This window comes from Agarivorans aestuarii (genome assembly GCF_019670125.1).
GTDB lineage: Bacteria > Pseudomonadota > Gammaproteobacteria > Enterobacterales > Celerinatantimonadaceae > Agarivorans > Agarivorans aestuarii.
The window spans coordinates 3,700,193-3,716,638 of record NZ_AP023033.1; the positions used below are offsets into that span (position 1 = coordinate 3,700,193).

A 16,446-nucleotide genomic window follows, 5' to 3' on the forward strand; every position below is an offset into this window, starting at 1 on the left:
GTGTTTCGATTATTTATGCTGCTACGGTTTCTTGTTGATCTGTTGTAGTCAGCTTTTTCTTGGAACTTAGCGTGAACATTGCCATTACCGTGGCAACAGCAGCGAACACACCAAAATAGATATAGCTATGTGGGAATCCGTGTTGGTCGTACATCACACCCATTACTGGCGCAGCAATGGCGGTCATTAAGTTATTAATCACCTGGAATCCAAACATGTAAGTGAAGGAATTTACTTTCTTATCAAACTGCTCTGCCGTGTAAGCGAATACCGACACAATCAACAGCGGATTAACAATACCGAACAGCAATTTAGCAACAATGGCTAAGTAGAGGTTCTTCTCACCCAAGCCAGCAAAACCAATCATTAACAAGAATGAGGTAATACCTACAGCGGTAAGAATAAGGCTGCCCTTGGCACCAATTTTACGAATAATGAATGGCACACCAGCACTCACAAAGAACAGGAAGATAGCGGTAAGCCCGTCCATGTTTGAGCTAAAAGAAATGCCCTCTTCTTGGGTTGGGAAGAAACTAATAAAGTAACGAGTGAACTGACTCATTGAGGTCCAAAACACCACCGAGATAGTGCCCGCGTAAGTCATGAAGGCCCACATTTTAGGGTTCTTCAATAGGCGAATAACATCTTCTTTTTGAATTTTATCCTGCGAGATAACTTCGTTATCAACGTCTTCTAAGTGGCTTACTTTAAGCGTCCAAGCGCATAACAACATCAGTAAAGCCGCAATACTACAGGCATAGAAAATGAAATCTGGGTTAATGTTATATAGGTAACCTGCTAATACTGCAGATACACCCCAAGCAGCGATACCAAAACCGTTAACCAATCCGAAATCGTTATCATGGCAACGCGCAAAACGGTCACTATAAGAGGCGATAACACCACTGCCCGCTTGGAACAGCATGCCCAGGTAAACAGAGCCAGCAACAATACCCAATACAAATGTTGAATCGTTACCCAGTAGTGGGCCGTATACATAGATGTAGAAAGGACCAATTAACAAGCTTAAGAAAGAGATGAAGTATATAAGGTGTTTTTTAAGACCAAGCTTATCGAGGATATAGCCAAAAGCAGGTTTAAACAAAACCGCAATACCGGTTTGCAAGCCAAACAATACGCCGATTTGAGAACCATCGATGCCAACTTTGTCATTCAGCCATACTGCAAATAAAGAACCTGAGCTTAACGACCAGAAGAAGTTGTAAAAAAAGTACATAAGGCAAACTTTGCCCATGGCGACTCGATTAGAATCGGTTTTCATGATTACTCCATTAATTTTGCGATAGCTACTCAATGCCTAACACACTGGTAAACCAATATCTAAATAACTGGCTTTATCCTACATAATGATTAACCAATTTAAAGTGACATCGCTAACATTTCAGCATAAATACGGCTATTGGTTAGCAAAACACTAGATGGCCCAGCCAATTGGTTGATAAGTTAATAAGCATTAACATTAGCGAAGCCTTTATTCATGGGGGGTTAAAGCCGCAGAGCTTGTCATACAAAAGAATTACCAGATCAAATAAGTGAATTACGAAAGCTTAAAATTAAGTTACAAAAGTGTGTCATTGGTCACTTTTCTTTCATCTGAATAACTGCTCACGAGCAAGTTAATGTACCATTAAGCGAAATTGGTTTACCTTTGTGACCAGTAGTTATTGAACAATTTAGTTTTTTCGACAAATAGAGGTAGATATGTCAGGGACAGGTAACAAGCTAAGCTTGGCCAGTAAGCGCGCCATTGAACGTGGTTACGATACAAAAGGCCCAGAGTGGATGGTTGAGTTTGCAGAGCAAACCCTACTAGGTGACTTTGCTTTTGAAGAAGGGGTGATTCGTCGAGACCCAACAGCAGTAATAGAAGTAGCGGGTGTTTACCACTGCTGGTATACCAAAGGTGAAGGCGAAACTCTCGGCTTTACAGGCAATCCTAAAGACAAGGTATTTCCTTGGGATCTCACCGAAGTTTGGCATGCCAGTTCTGAAGATGGCATTACCTGGAAAGAAAACGGCTGTGCGATTGCTCCTGGTGAGGCCGGAGCCTACGATGATCGTGCAGTATTTACACCAGAAGTATTAGCCCACGAAGGCAAGTACTACTTGGTATACCAAACCGTGCAAGCGCCGTATACCAACCGTCAGTTTGAAGAAATCGCCATTGCTTGGGCCGATAGCCCATTTGGGCCATGGACTAAATCACCTGCTCCTATTTTAAGCCCAGCTAAAGATGGCGAGTGGCGCACTGAAGAAGACAACCGTTTCTTGGTTAATGCTAAAGGCAGCTTTGACAGCCACAAAGTGCACGATCCCTGCCTAATGTTCTTTAAAGGTGAGTTCTACCTTTACTATAAAGGTGAAACCATGGGCGAAGAAATGAACATGGGTGGTCGCGAAATTAAACACGGCGTGGCAATTGCTAAAGATATTCTTGGTCCGTATGTGAAATCGGAATACAACCCCATTTCAAATAGTGGTCACGAAGTCGCCGTTTGGCATAAAGATGGCGGCATTGCTTCGCTAATTACCACCGACGGCCCAGAAAAGAACACTGTGCAATGGGCTGCCGACGGCATCAACTTCGAAATTATGTCACACATTAAAGGAGCGCCTGAAGCGCTAGGTATTTTCCGCCCAAACCAAGAAACCAATATTGAGTCTCCCGGTTTAGAGTGGGGCCTGTGTCACAAATACGATGACTCTTGGAATTGGAACTTCATTTGTCGCTACCGGGTGAAGAAACAAGTACTAGATGCCTCAACGTATCAAAACTCAAACTAAACGCTTAGCCCACCACTCGGTGGGCTAATTATTTACCCACTAGCCTAGCGCTATTTCTTCTCGTTATATTATTTTGAGTATCCATGTCCACTTCTAGCAAAATCCCAAAGCCCTCTCGCCAAACTATCGACTTTAATGCAAATTGGCAGTTTCAGTTACAGACCCCAAGGCACAAATCAGCAGGTAACGAGTGGCGAACTATATCGCTGCCCCATGATTGGAGCATTGAGCAGCCTTTTTCATCGCAATACGAAGGCGCTACAGCTTACTTACCCGGTGGCATAGGTTGGTATCTCAAAACCTTTGATTTAGCAGACCTAAGCGAAAACCAGCGGGCTTTTTTGCTGTTTGACGGTATCTACAACAATGCGACACTTTGGCTTAACAACAAAAAGCTGGGCGAACAGCACTATGGCTACTCGCCATTTTACTTCGAGATTACTGAGCAGTTAAAAGCTCACGACAATCAATTACTGATTAAAGTTGATCGCAGTCGTATTGCAGACAGTAGGTGGTATCCCGGCTCGGGCATTTACCGAGATGTAAAACTTATCACAGTGAACTCGCTGCATACTCCGATTTGGAGTAGCGTGGTAGACACTATCGAAATAAACCAAGGCTTTGCCCAAATACTGCATAAATTTAGCATTGTTAGCCCACAAGCTAGCGACAACATTCAGGTAGATAGTCATGTGATAGAGTTTGATACCGGTAGCCCTGTAGCAAGTTATCAGCACCAGCTCGAGCTTAAACAAGGCTTGCAAAAATGTGAATTTAGCTGCGACGTTCTACAACCTAAATTGTGGTCGCCAGAGTCTCCACAGCTCTACCAAATCACCACCACACTCAGCCAAGGCAGCAAAGAGCTAGACCGCTTTAGCACTACTTTTGGCCTTAGAGATTTTCATTTTAACAGCCAACAGGGCTTCTTTTTGAATGGGCAAGCCACCAAAATTAAAGGTGTTTGTTTACATCACGATGGTGGCTTAGTGGGCGCAGCTGTGCCAGAAGCGGTATGGGAACGTCGACTCACTAGGCTAAAAGAAGCTGGCGTAAATGCGATTAGAATGGCGCATAACCCTTCATCTGAAGTGCTTCTATCACTTTGTGACCGTTTAGGCTTTTTGGTTCAAGACGAGTTTTTTGATGAATGGGACTTCCCCAAAGACAAACGCCTAAACATGAATGAGCAGCATAATGATGCAGCCTCGCGAGGTTATGCGGAGCATTTTCAAACTCACGCTAAACAAGACCTTAAAAATGCCTTAAGAGCTCACATCAACCACCCATGCATTTTCATGTGGAGCATCGGCAACGAGATAGAATGGACCTACCCAAGAAATGTAGAAGCAACCGGTTTTTTCGATGCCAACTGGAATGGCAATTACTTCTGGAACTTACCGCCAAACTCTCCCCAACAAATCAGCAATAAACTCAAGACCCTGCCTCATCATAACTACGACATAGGCAAAACAGCCCATCAATTAGCGCAATGGGTGCGCGAAGAAGATGTATCAAGGCCCGTTACCGCCAACTGTATATTGCCCTCGGTAAGCTATTTAAATGGCTATGCAAAATCCTTAGATGTAATCGGCTTTAGTTACCGACAAGTACTTTATGACTACGGCCACCAGCATCATCCCCAACTTCCTATTATAAGTAACGAGGCATTGCCCCAATGGCACGAGTGGAAGGCGGTAAGTGAGCGCTCACATGTTGCGGGTTTATTCCTATGGACCGGCATTGATTATTTAGGTGAAGTGCATCAGCAGTGGCCAACTAAGGCGCTAGCCGCAGGCTTGCTCGATACTGCTGGCTTTAAAAAAGCCCCCTACTACCTGTTTCAATCACTGTGGACCACCACGCCCATGGTGCAAATTCATAATCAGGTATTTGACGAAGAACGCTTTGTATACAAAACCGATAGTTTGAGCCTTGAAGAGCGCGACCCGCAGGCTTGGAAGAAAAAACTGTGGATTTGGCCAGAGCAACAGCAACATTGGAATTTTAGCAGCAACCAATTAATCGCCATTGAAGTCATCAGCAATTGCCAAGAGGTAGAGCTGCAACTCAACGGGCGAACAATTGGCAGTAAGCAACTTGCTGACCAAGCCGATAGAATGTTTCGTTGGGCCTTGCCGTTTCAACCTGGGGAGCTTGTTGCTCTAGCTAAAAACAATGGCAAAGTGTTAGCAACCCACCGCCTTAGCACCACCCAAGCCGCTAGTGACTTAGTGGTGACTGTTGAAGGCGCTCCTTTACAGAAGAGCCAACCGGGTTACCAACACTTGGTGGTACAACTTGCAGATAGTGAAGGAAAATGGGTTAGCCATCAAAACACCCAACTAAGTTTTGAGCTAACCGGTCCAGCCGAGTTAGTAGGGCTAGATAATGGCCACCCTGCCAGTGTGCAAGCCTTTAACGCAAGCCAGATAGGCACCCACCAAGGTCGGGCCCTAGCGTTAATAAAATACACTGGAGAAGAAGAAAATATTCTAGTGAGAATTACCACGCCCGAGGGCTTCTTTAAAGTACAACGCTTTATACTTGAGTAAACCTAGGCGATAAAGAACAGCAAGCTAGCCTAACTAGCTTGCTGTTTTAGCATTAAGCGGTTGCTCCTAAATCGCTTAAATAACCCAATTCTTGGTCTAAGTAACGTTCTTGAAGATCTGCCATAAACACTTTGGGAATAGCTTGCTGTTCGCTACTTAAGAAGCTTAAGGCTTGCTGCGCCATTGCCTGCACCGGGTAATAGAGAGTGCTATAGCTGGCTTTGCTGTCTGCTGCATTATTAGATGAGCCAATAAATTCAAACGGGTTAGTGCAGCCCAGCTGCTCTTTTAGCTGTTGCCATACCGGCCAGCTCAAACGAGCAGACAAACAAATAAAAGCTGAAGCCGGCGATGATAAGGCATCACTACTCAAGCAGTCGTTGGGATCATGGGATAAGCGACTAAGGGCAATGTTAGCTTGCTTAAATGGGCTATCGATATGGCTTAAGCCTTGCTCAATAGCATGAAACTGCTGCGCCTCGCACATTACACTTAGTTGCTTATGGCCACGCTCTACCAGTAGTTTTACTGCCAGCCAAAGGCTTGCCACGAGATCTAAATGCAAACACTGCTTGGGATAAGCTGGCAAATAGCGTTTCGCCACCAATAAACTAGGATGCAAACGAACAAACTCGGCCAAACGCTCTTCTTTCATATACTCACTTTCAAAATATAAAGATTGCACCCCCAAGCTTAGGTAGTTCTCTAACATCTCTATTTCTTGTTTTTCGGAATGCGCTCCCGACACCAAGTGTAACGGCATCGAATTAGCCGAGGTATGTGCCGACAGTTCTTTGAGCAAGGTTGCGGTAAGCGGATCTTGTATCGACTGCACAATCATCGCAGGGCCAATTTTGGGGTTATTGGTGAGATTTTGCGCATGATAATTTGGAATAAAGTTCAGTGCTTTTATCGCCTGATTTACTTTTTCCACCTTGGCTTCGCTAACAAAGGTGGTTTGATTAATGATTCGCGATACTGTGGCAACAGACACGCCAGCTTTTTTTGCTACGTCTATGATAGTGGGCATATGTTTCCTTACTACGCGTTTAGTGTAATGATTTTTATAGTGATTTAGATAAAACAAAAGACGAGCTAGGCTCGTCTTTTGGCTACAAACAGAGCCTACTTCACCAGCTCTGGGTAACGCTGTGGATACAGCTTACGGTTAACTTCTGCAGCTCCTGCTACCAGTTTTTCATAGGGCGAGTCAGCTACCGTGACAAAACCATTGTTGTAGTTTTCTCCGTCCCAAGCTCGACCGGTAGTTGGCGAATCTAGGTACTGGAACCAATGCGCTCCAACAAAGTAAGGATTAGCAATAACACTATCCATATAGTGGGCATACTTCTCGGCACGCCCTTGTTGGGTATCTGCAGCCACTAGACCTGGATGGAACATACCGCTATCGGTAGCACCAAAGTGGAACTCACCAATAATGCTTGGCATATCCAACTCGGCAAGGTGGCTCCAATCGCCCTTCGACATGTCGTTGCCGTAGAGGTTGTAGCTCATTACATCTACATATTGGGCAGCACTATTTGCAGCTTCAGGGGTGATCCCCCACTCGGTAAAACGCGCACCTAGGTAAAGGTGGTTAGGTAATACCTGCTTCATCTGTTGCTGTACAATCGCAAAGTAACGATCAGAGTGGTCAGCCAAGAACATGCTGTAATCGGCTTTAAGAGCGTCGTTCAAATCACCTTGATGCACATAGCCTTTAGCCAGTTCATCCCATGATTTAAGTTCGCTTCCCCATGCCTTGTTCAGCGCCTGGATATCTTGGGCATATTTCGCTTCTAACAAGCCAACAAATGCAGCTTTAGCAAAGCTATCTTTAGCATCAGCACGCAAAGCAGCAATCGCTAAGGCATAGTGGTTAGCGTCAAACTCGGTGTTACCCCAGCTCATTTCGTTATCCACAAAGGTGCCAATACACCAAGGGTCTTGCTCTACTTCAGCGGCAACTTGCTTAGCCATTGTTTTCACCGACTCAACAAACTCTGGGTCGTAAGGATCGTGCATTGGCCCCCAGTAATCGTTACCGGTATTAATGCGTTGGTGATCGCCTACAATCCAACCGTTTGCTACGTACGCAACTTTTTGATTACCGTAAAAACTTGGATCGGCCCAGTTACCTAACGAAGTAAAGCCCCAATCCAACATACGAGCCAGCGTTACGTCGCGCCAAACCGCAATCGCTTCATCGCGAGAACCGGGCGCATATTTACGCTGCAAGTTAGCACTGTAAAAGCTATAAACTTCGCCATGCTCAAGCGGGCCGGTGTGAATCATGGTGGAATACTGATAGTTTTGCGCCAAGGCATCTTGGTAGCTAGGTAACCAAGTAAACATGCTGTTACGTAACTGCGAAGCCACTGAACGAGCATCTAGATTATCTACATAGCTGTCTTGAGAAATCTGGCTAGGACGCAAGCTAAGATCTTCCGACAACACCAAATCGGTAAAGCCAACACCGGTGGTGGTGTAGGTATCATCCATGCGAATGTTGTCTAAACCTGTGGCAAAATACAGGTAACCGCTTGGGTCAACTAAAGACCATTTTCCATCTACTTTTTCAGTTCTAAAGTAACCCGTCGCTTCTAGTTTAGGTCCACTCTTCCAACCACCATATGGCGTACGGTCGTCCATAGGTTTGGCCGAATCAATCAACTTAACATCGGCTTTTGCATGAGCCTGTAGCTCTTCAGCTGAGTGAATTTTTTCTGCCCAGTCTTCATTGGTAAACTGACCAAATTCATCCAGCAAACCTTCATAGCGGCTGGTATCGGCGCTTAAGTTAGGCACTAAACGAATGTTGTCGATAACTAAACTCAGGTCTTTTTGCAGATCTTGCATATAGAGTTGAAAGCTAACAATATTGCTTAGATCTAACTTCTGCTCACCCCAACCAAAGTTGATTGCCTGAGCCTGATAAGACTTCTTCGGTGGCTCGCCTCGCATTCCAGAATCAAGCGTTTTCGCTAGCTCTTCTAAAGTAAAATAGTAAGTACCCGCTTCGCCTGCTGGCAACTGAACATAACCAGTACGACTATGGATAACACCATTTGCGCTACCCCCTTGCTTCTCATTTACGTCATCGTCTACGCGAATAAATAGTTGTGCGCCGGCATCACCAATATTTTCAATATCAAGGGCTAAGGTAAAGTCACCATGTTCTGACCAGTTCCAAGGTTTATCGGCACTAAAAGTTACGCTAGGGTAAGACGCGTCTGCGGAGTAATCAATTTTAAGGCCTTTACCCTCATCACGCTTTACTGAGGTGATGGTTGTGCCATGAGTTTTGCTAACAATGCCTTTTGAGCCATCATCAAAATCAGACAACGCTAAAAGAGTTGGAATGGGTGCAGCAATAACTTCCGCTTCACGCGCTTCCGACTTTACAAAATCACCGGTTCGTTCAATAAAGTTAATGTCACGAATTACCACTTCTTGCGCAGCGATAGGGCCCACTGAATAGAATTGAATTTCGGCAATGCTTTTTAGGTTTAACTTAGCACCACCACGGTAGCCGTCGATATTCATTTGCGTACCGTTAAACAAAAAGTCTACGGTGGTAGTTTTGCCCGCTGGCAAAATAATTGGTAAATCAACTTGGTTGTCGGTCGAGCCCATAATGCCAATGTTATCGCTCACTTTCATTTCGATGCGAACGTCTTCACTGCCTGGATTTTCTAGGGCTACTTTTAAGCCGCCTTTGGTATTCCAATCCCAAGGGCCTGCCTTAGAGTGGATTTTTACATTTGGCCATTTAGATTGCGCCTCGGCTTCAGAGATCGCATCAAAATTCATCTTTAAGCCATCTTTACTTTGCTCTGCGGTTTTCTTAAGCACCGAGAACTGACTATGACTATTGGTAATTTTTTCTAATACTGCTGGCTCGGTGAAATCAAGCGGCGTTGCCGCGCTGGTCATATCACCCGAAGTGGCTGCATTTTCACTAGACTGCTTAGTGTCATCTGCAATGACGTTTGATGTAGATACCCCAGCTAATACAACTGATACTAGGATTGCTAAGTTGCTCTTTTTAAACAACACAATATTTCCTCCCTTAAAAGGATAACCAAAACCAATATTTGGACAACCACTAAGCAATATTGGATAACCAGATTACAAAATTAGCACACCAATTCAAGTTCTAATGTGAGCCAAAGCGATATTTGGAAAACCCAATACCAATAAAAAAGTCATTAAAAACAATAAGTAATACCAATAAGAAAGGCGCCGTAACTAAGGGCTAGTCACAGATAAATAGAGGAGAAACCTAGGTGCCCGCGGAACCATTGCAGGAGAGCACCTAGGCTAGTAGCAACACAGAGCGACACCATATTGCTACCTTTTTAAAACACTTAGCTCACTAGGTAGTCGTAAACACCTTGCGCAACCGGAATGCCATTAAGGTCGCACTCGGCACGATAAGCCACTTGAAGGTCATTTGGCGCAAGCACTTTATCAACACCCGGGACCGGTGGAACTTCGTGTAGTTCTTTCACCATTGCAGCCATCATTACTGCAAACATAGGGTTACCGAGTTTCTTAGGATCAATCACTATCACTAAGCTCGCCAACTTACGCATTTTTTCGTAGTCACCATACATTTTCACAATGTGATTACCGAAATTAGCGCCCATCAAAATGCCCGTTAGCGCGTCAATCGCCAGCGCAATGCCTGAACCTTTATGTCCACCAAAGGGGAGTAAATTAGCCACTTTATGCGGATCGGTGGTTTCGTTACCTTCTGCATCGATAGCTAAACCTTTGCCAATAGATTTACCGGTTTCTTTGGCATGCAGTAATTTACCGTATGCGGTTGCACTTGTAGCCATGTCAATAATCATCGGCGTTGAGCCTTCAACCGGAAAACCAAAGGCAATTGGGTTGGTTCCCAAAAACTTCGCTGCGCCACCATGAGGTGCTACACAGGTATCGGTTTGAGTCATACCAATGGCAATCATACCCGCATTTGTGGCTTGCTCCATGAAGTATGAAAGCGCCCCACAATGCGAGGTATTCTTGACACTTACAAAACCTAAGCCGGTATCAGAAGCTAGGTTTATGCCGTGTTTGGTGGCAGCAATAAGCGCCGAGTGGCCCATGCCGTCATCAGAGTCTAATACCGCTACCGAAGGCGATACTTGCTCTACCGAAAATGTTGCTTTAGCGTTTAAGCCACCCTTGGCTAAACGCTCACAGTAATGTTCTACGCGCATAACTCCGTGTGAATGAACACCGGTAGCATCCGCGTGTATTAATACTTCGGTTACTTCCTTGGCCGTGTTTTCATCAAGGCCAGCGGCAATAAGTTTGTTAAGCGCAAGTCCTTTTAACTCGGCTTCCTTTACGTGTACTGTTGTCATATTTACCTGCGCGACTAAAAATTAATAACGCCCTTAATAAGCGTTGCGTTGTTCACTACATCTTGTTGGTAAGAAAGACCAACTGTGTCAAAGTCATAATCACGGTTTTTCATGATGTTCTCGTCGATTTCGCCTTTGCTCATTAACTCAATCACGCGCTCAAAATCTTCACGAGTGGCGTTGCGACTGCTTAATAATGTGGTTTCTTTTTTGTGGAATGTTGGGTCGTCTAGCACCAAGTCACCGATGTATAAACCGATGAATACAATCTTGCCGCCATGGCGAATTAGCTCAACACTGCGGCTCATAGAGCCTTTGTTCCCAGTAGCGTCTAATAAGGTGCATGCCAAGTTGCCGCCAAAGGCTGCTTTTAGGTCATCAACATAATTTTCCGCAAGAGGGTTTAAGGTTTTAATGCCTAAGGCTTTTTCTACATGTGCGCGGCGCTCATCACTTACGTCTGCTACTACCACTTCTGCGCCATTAGCTTTAGCAATAGCAGCTGCCGCTAAACCGATTGGTCCAGCGCCTACTTGCAGCACTCGTTGGCCAGCTTTAACTTCGGCGCGACGCACCGCATGAGCACTAATAGCGAAACATTCGATTAATGCACCTTGGCTATCGCTAACGGTTTCTGGCAATTTAACCAGGTTGCTTTCAAGTACGCTTAGGTACTCTGTAAAGCCGCCATCTTGGTGCACGCCATATAAAGAAACATTCTCACAGCAGTTGGTTTTACCTTCTGCACAAGCAGAACATTCGCCACAAGGAATACACGGAATAACCGAGAAACGCTCGCCTACTTTAGCGGTGCTACAAGCACTGCCGGTGGCTTCAACTACACCACTAATTTCGTGGCCAAGTACCCGCGGGTAGCTAAAAAATGGCTGACGGCCAGCAAAGGCATGAATGTCGGTGCCACAAATACCTACTGCTTTAACTTTCAGTAGTACTTCGTTTTCGGCAAAAGACGGTTTCTCTCGCTCTACATACTCAATTGAGAATGGTTCGTTACAAACTAATGTTTTCATTGATATTTCCTAATTCGCTGCAATGGAGTCTACAACTGACTCAATGCCGTATTCTTCGATAGAGGCAAATGCTGATACCACCTGTTGGCTAAACTTGGCGTTATCTTTAGCAAGCGTTCCAAATATTTTGTTAATTGCTAACAAGGCTTTCGCTTGGTCTAGCGCTTCGCCATTGCTTTCTACAATCTGTTTAAACTCGTCGGCTAATGGGTCAACAATTTGCTCACCCGCTTTTACAGCGCGAATAACTGAATGCATCCAACCTGCGATAAGAATTGGCAAACAAGTTACTTTTAAGCCGGCGTTTTGTAGGTGTAATAAGGGATCAACCGCGCGTTGTGGAAGCTTTTGAGAGCCGTCCATCGCGATTTGTGCAGTTTTGTGTTTTACGTTGGCGTTACTAAAACGCGCTATCAATAGATCGGCGTATTCCGGCAAATCAACGTTAAGGCTTGGGCTTAATGACTTAGCTTGCTCTTGAGTCATCAGTTTTAGTGTTGCCGCTTTAAACGCAGGATCTTGCATGCATTGGTATATGTACTCGTAACCTGCAAGCGCGCCGTTATATGCTAAGAACGAGTGACTACCATTTAACATACGCAGTTTCATTTCTTCGTAAGGCAATACATCAGCAACAAACATTGCACCGGCTAAATCCCAATCTGGGCGACCAGCTACAAAATTGTCTTCTACTACCCATTGACGGAAATCTTCACATACCACGCCACAAGGGTCGGCATAACCAACTTCAGCTTCAATAGCGGCAAAGGCTTCAGCTGTCATAGCTGGACAAATACGGTCAACCATAGTGCTAGGGAAGCTAACATTCTGCTCAATCCAGCTGGCCAGCTCTTTATCTAACTTACGAGCGTAAGACAACAAAGCATTCTTGGTTAGGTGACCATTCTCAGGAATGTTGTCACAAGACAATACGCTAATTGGCGCTAAGCCATTGTCACGACGAATTCGCAGCGCTTCGGTAATTAAACCTAAGGCCGATTGCGGCTGCTGCGGATTTGCTAAGTCGTGTTTAATTAGTGCGTTTGCTTCATCAAGCTCACCCGATTGTGGGTCAACGCAGTAACCTTTTTCGGTAATGGTTAGCGAAACTATCGCTACTTGTGGTTCGGCTATTTTAGCAATGGCCGTTGCAATACCACTTACAGGTGTATGAATAGCTTCGGTAACGGTACGAACTAAGCGAGAAGTCGTGGTGTCTTTAGATTTTTCAACAACACTAAACAAACAGTCTTGAGCAACTAAGTTGGCAACTAAGTCTTCGCTACCAAACATGTTAATTTCACAAATGCCCCATAACTCGCCAGATGCTTGGTTAGTTAAGTCGTTGTATACCGCTTGGTGGCCGCGATGAAACGCGCCAAAACCTATGTGAACAATCTTAGTGCTTAACTGTTCCCTGTCGTATGTTGTTGCTTCATTAAACCGATCTTTACACTGGCTTATTTGATTACTTGCTGCCATTCACTCACCCAATTGTTCAACCAATACGGCATTTATACCGACAAAGCGGTTAGATAGCCGTGACTATAATCACAAAATGGTAAACCAATACAGCGAGAATGGCTAACAATAATACAGTAAATAGCAGTCCAATATTGTTTGAGATCAATAAAAACAATCAACAAAAAGACATAAAATACAATTAAAACAATAACTTAAAGAACTCTCGTTAAGATTGGATTTAATTTATCCATGTTGAGGCTCTAAAAACCATTTTGGTTGACCAAAATAAATTCATCCCATACCATCAACATCATTAAGGGATTAACCCTTCTTATTAATTCAATCAAATAGGACAGGTCATGTTTAGCGAGATATTAAGTTTTGGCGAACCCATGTATGAATTCAGCCAAATAAAGCAGTCTAAAGCCATGGAGCCAGATTTTTTAAGCGGCTTTGGTGGCGATGTTTCTAACTTCGCCATTGCAGCAGCACGTCAAGGCGCCAACGTAGGCATGATCACCCACTTAGGGGACGACGAATTTGGTGAGCAATTTAGAGCGCTGTGGAAACGTGAATCTGTAGCAAGTGATTTAGTAGTAAGTAACGCGAGTGCACACACGGGCGTCTATTTTATTACTCATAATGAAGAAGGGCATCACTTTTCATTCCTAAGAAAAGGCTCTGCAGCCAGCCTTATTAGTAAGCAGCAACTTCCTGTGGAAGCGATAGCAAATGCTAAGCTGCTACATACTACTGCAATTACCCAAGCCATTAGTGACACCAGCTGTGACGCAGTTTTTGCCGCCATTGAGCTGGCGCGTAAAACCGATACCTTGGTCTCTTACGATACTAACCTACGCTTAAAACTGTGGTCGCTTAATCGTGCCAAAGCCATCATCAATGAAACCATTAGCCAAGTAGACATTTGCTTCCCTAGCATTGATGAAGCACAACTACTTACCGGCCTTACACATGCCGATGAAATTATCGATCATTACTTACAATTAGGCGCCAAAATTGTTGTGCTAAAACAGGGCTCAGAAGGCGCAACAGTGGCTAACCAACACGAGCGATTTAGCATTAAACCCCACAAGGTAAGCACTGTAGACGCAACAGCCGCGGGTGACTCATTTGCCGGTTCATTCTGTACCCATTATGTACGCGGCGCAGAACTACAAGAATGCCTTAAATACGCTAATGCTACCGCTTCTATCACCATCACTGGCTATGGCGCTGTAGCGCCGCTACCTACTCTTGCTCAAGTAGAGCAACGTATCGGCCTTAGTTAATTTTACTTTTAATATTACGGACAAAAACATGGAAAATTTAAACTCTCTGCTGAAGCAATTTAAAGTAATTCCAGTAATTGCTATCGATAAAGCCAGCGACATCGTGCCACTAGGCGAACAGTTAAGTAAAAATGGTTTGCCAGTTGCCGAAATCACTTTCCGCTCAGACGCCGCAGCAGAGGCAATTCGCCTACTTCGCGAAGCACAGCCAGATATGCTAATTGGAGCAGGAACCATCTTAAACGAAGAACAAGTAATAGCTGCTAAAGAGGCCGGAGCTAGCTTTATTGTTTCTCCAGGTTTAAACCCAAATACCGTTAAAGCCTGTCAGAAGCACAACATTGCTATTATTCCTGGCGTTAATAATCCGTCAACGGTAGAGCAAGCATTAGAGCTAGGTTTAGATACAGTGAAGTTCTTCCCAGCAGAAGCCTCTGGCGGCATTGCCATGCTTAAGTCATTACTTGGTCCATATACCAACATTCAAGTAATGCCTACTGGTGGCATCAATCAAAACAACATTGAAAAATACTTGGCATTACCCGGCGTTTTAGCCTGTGGTGGCACTTGGATGGTAGATAAATCACTTATTAATAAGGGCGAATGGGATACTATCGGTCAATTAGTGAAAGACATTGTGGCGCAACTTGCCGAGTAAGAGAACAAACATGAATACAGCAATTAAATCAGTTACAGCGCGTTTGTTTAAAATTCCTTTAGCGGAGATTTTATCGGACGCCAAACACGGCGATCACGACCACTTTGAGCTAGTAACCACCACCATTACTTTAGAAGACGGCAGTGAAGGTACCGGTTATACCTATACCGGCGGCAAAGGTGGCTATGCCATTAAAGCAATGGTTGAGCACGATTTAGCACCGGCTCTTATCGGTAAAGATGCCAGCCAAATCGACGAAATTTACGACTTTATGGAGTGGCATATTCACTATGTAGGCCGTGGTGGTATCGCTTCTTTTGCCATATCTTCGGTAGATATTGCCCTTTGGGATCTAAAAGGTAAGCGTTTAAATCAACCTTTATGGAAAATGGCTGGTGCTAAAAACTCTAGCTGTAAAGCGTATTGCGGCGGTATCGATTTACAATTTACCACCGAAAAGCTATTGGCCAATATTCAAGGTTACTTAGATAAGGGCTACAACGCGGTTAAAATCAAAATTGGTCGCGCCGATGCCAATGAAGATATTGCTCGTATTAAAGCGGTGCGTGAGCTAATTGGTAAAGACGTTACCTTTATGATCGATGCCAACTACTCATTAAGTGTTGAGCAAGCCATTGCTTTATCTAAAGCCGTAGAGCAATACGATATTACCTGGTTTGAAGAGCCAACCATTCCAGATGACTACCTAGGTTACGGCAAGATTGCCGATGCCACTTCAATTCCTTTGGCTATGGGTGAAAACCTACATACCATTCACGAATTTGAATATGCCTTTGAGCGCGCCAAGCTTTCTTTTGTGCAACCCGATGCTTCAAACTGTGGCGGTATTACTGGCTGGCTTAAAGCCGCCCGCTTAGCCGACCAACATGGCATTCCGGCATGTTCTCATGGCATGCAAGAATTACATGTGAGCTTAGTGTCTTCTCAACCCAACTCTGGCTGGTTAGAAGTACATAGCTTCCCAATTGATGAATACACCAAGCGCCCATTGGTGGTTAAAGATCATCGTGCTGTAGCACCAGATACCCCAGGCGTGGGTGTCGAGTTTGACTGGGATAAGATTAAACCTTTCGAAGTGTAAATCGCCCCTTCTTTAAACACCGCCCTAGCGCGGTGTTTTTTTATGCTTGTTTTATAGCTCCCCCCGCTTCAGCTTAGACTCTCTTCTGATCTGTTCTGCTCTGTTCTGTTCCCCTACTAACAACAAAAAAATCAATAAAACACCACAATTGATAACCAATACAC

11 protein-coding genes are annotated in these 16,446 nt (G+C 44.5%); 5 read left to right on the plus strand and 6 right to left on the minus strand.

Going from position 1 to position 16,446, the window contains the following annotated elements; all coding sequences use genetic code 11:
* Positions 1 to 13: 13 nt before the first annotated feature.
* Entirely contained in the window at positions 14 to 1,282 is a 1,269-nt protein-coding gene (locus K5609_RS17200) for an oligosaccharide MFS transporter (RefSeq protein ID WP_221074706.1), read from the minus strand.
* Positions 1,283 to 1,722: 440 nt separating this feature from the next.
* Here K5609_RS17200 and K5609_RS17205 point away from each other — a divergent pair, with 440 nt between their 5' ends.
* Entirely contained in the window at positions 1,723 to 2,805 is a 1,083-nt protein-coding gene (locus K5609_RS17205; protein WP_221074707.1) for a glycoside hydrolase family 117 protein, read from the plus strand.
* Positions 2,806 to 2,888: 83 nt separating this feature from the next.
* A complete protein-coding gene (locus tag K5609_RS17210; RefSeq protein WP_221074708.1) occupies positions 2,889 to 5,360 on the plus strand; it encodes a glycoside hydrolase family 2 TIM barrel-domain containing protein in 2,472 nt (823 codons plus the stop codon).
* Between the two features lie 52 nt (positions 5,361 to 5,412).
* On the opposite strand, the gene K5609_RS17215 is transcribed toward K5609_RS17210, so the two are convergent.
* The 5 genes from K5609_RS17215 to K5609_RS17235 all read right to left on the minus strand — a co-directional run bounded on the left by K5609_RS17215 (position 5,413) and on the right by K5609_RS17235 (position 13,251).
* Positions 5,413 to 6,390: a LacI family DNA-binding transcriptional regulator gene (locus tag K5609_RS17215; RefSeq protein ID WP_221074709.1), complete on the minus strand. Its 978-nt coding sequence runs from the start codon at positions 6,388 to 6,390 to the stop codon at positions 5,413 to 5,415.
* A 95-nt stretch (positions 6,391 to 6,485) separates the two neighbouring features.
* Positions 6,486 to 9,419 carry a beta-galactosidase gene (locus tag K5609_RS17220; RefSeq protein WP_221074710.1) on the minus strand — a complete coding sequence of 978 codons (2,934 nt, stop codon included), beginning with the start codon at positions 9,417 to 9,419 and terminating at the stop codon, positions 6,486 to 6,488.
* A 311-nt stretch (positions 9,420 to 9,730) separates the two neighbouring features.
* The gene (locus K5609_RS17225) at positions 9,731 to 10,738 is read right to left on the minus strand and encodes an Ldh family oxidoreductase (protein WP_016403219.1); all 1,008 of its coding nucleotides are present in this window, start codon (positions 10,736 to 10,738) and stop codon (positions 9,731 to 9,733) included.
* Positions 10,739 to 10,752: 14 nt separating this feature from the next.
* Positions 10,753 to 11,769, minus strand: coding sequence for a zinc-binding alcohol dehydrogenase family protein (locus tag K5609_RS17230; protein WP_221074711.1), 1,017 nt, complete (start codon positions 11,767 to 11,769; stop codon positions 10,753 to 10,755).
* 9 nt (positions 11,770 to 11,778) lie between these two features.
* Positions 11,779 to 13,251: a mannitol dehydrogenase family protein gene (locus K5609_RS17235; protein WP_016403221.1), complete on the minus strand. Its 1,473-nt coding sequence runs from the start codon at positions 13,249 to 13,251 to the stop codon at positions 11,779 to 11,781.
* Positions 13,252 to 13,592: 341 nt separating this feature from the next.
* On the opposite strand from K5609_RS17235, the gene K5609_RS17240 reads away from it, so the two are divergent.
* From K5609_RS17240 to K5609_RS17250, 3 genes are read left to right on the plus strand one after another with little or no spacing between them, the layout of a single operon-like run.
* Positions 13,593 to 14,522, plus strand: coding sequence for a sugar kinase (locus tag K5609_RS17240; RefSeq protein ID WP_221074712.1), 930 nt, complete (start codon positions 13,593 to 13,595; stop codon positions 14,520 to 14,522).
* A gap of 28 nt (positions 14,523 to 14,550) precedes the next feature.
* Entirely contained in the window at positions 14,551 to 15,180 is a 630-nt protein-coding gene (locus K5609_RS17245; RefSeq protein ID WP_221074713.1) for a bifunctional 4-hydroxy-2-oxoglutarate aldolase/2-dehydro-3-deoxy-phosphogluconate aldolase, read from the plus strand.
* Between the two features lie 10 nt (positions 15,181 to 15,190).
* Positions 15,191 to 16,282: a mandelate racemase/muconate lactonizing enzyme family protein gene (locus tag K5609_RS17250; RefSeq protein ID WP_221074714.1), complete on the plus strand. Its 1,092-nt coding sequence runs from the start codon at positions 15,191 to 15,193 to the stop codon at positions 16,280 to 16,282.
* The last annotated feature ends 164 nt before the right edge of the window (positions 16,283 to 16,446 follow it).

Excerpts from the sequence above, each read along its gene's own strand:
- K5609_RS17200 (WP_221074706.1), bottom strand. The coding sequence starts at position 1,282 with ATGAAAACCGATTCTAATCGAGTCGCCATGGGCAAAGTTTGCCTTATG.
- K5609_RS17205 (WP_221074707.1), top strand. The coding sequence starts at position 1,723 with ATGTCAGGGACAGGTAACAAGCTAAGCTTGGCCAGTAAGCGCGCCATT.
- K5609_RS17210 (WP_221074708.1), top strand. The coding sequence starts at position 2,889 with ATGTCCACTTCTAGCAAAATCCCAAAGCCCTCTCGCCAAACTATCGAC.
- K5609_RS17215 (WP_221074709.1), bottom strand. The coding sequence starts at position 6,390 with ATGCCCACTATCATAGACGTAGCAAAAAAAGCTGGCGTGTCTGTTGCC.
- K5609_RS17225 (WP_016403219.1), bottom strand. The coding sequence starts at position 10,738 with ATGACAACAGTACACGTAAAGGAAGCCGAGTTAAAAGGACTTGCGCTT.
- K5609_RS17230 (WP_221074711.1), bottom strand. The coding sequence starts at position 11,769 with ATGAAAACATTAGTTTGTAACGAACCATTCTCAATTGAGTATGTAGAG.
- K5609_RS17235 (WP_016403221.1), bottom strand. The coding sequence starts at position 13,251 with ATGGCAGCAAGTAATCAAATAAGCCAGTGTAAAGATCGGTTTAATGAA.
- K5609_RS17240 (WP_221074712.1), top strand. The coding sequence starts at position 13,593 with ATGTTTAGCGAGATATTAAGTTTTGGCGAACCCATGTATGAATTCAGC.
- K5609_RS17245 (WP_221074713.1), top strand. The coding sequence starts at position 14,551 with ATGGAAAATTTAAACTCTCTGCTGAAGCAATTTAAAGTAATTCCAGTA.
- K5609_RS17250 (WP_221074714.1), top strand. The coding sequence starts at position 15,191 with ATGAATACAGCAATTAAATCAGTTACAGCGCGTTTGTTTAAAATTCCT.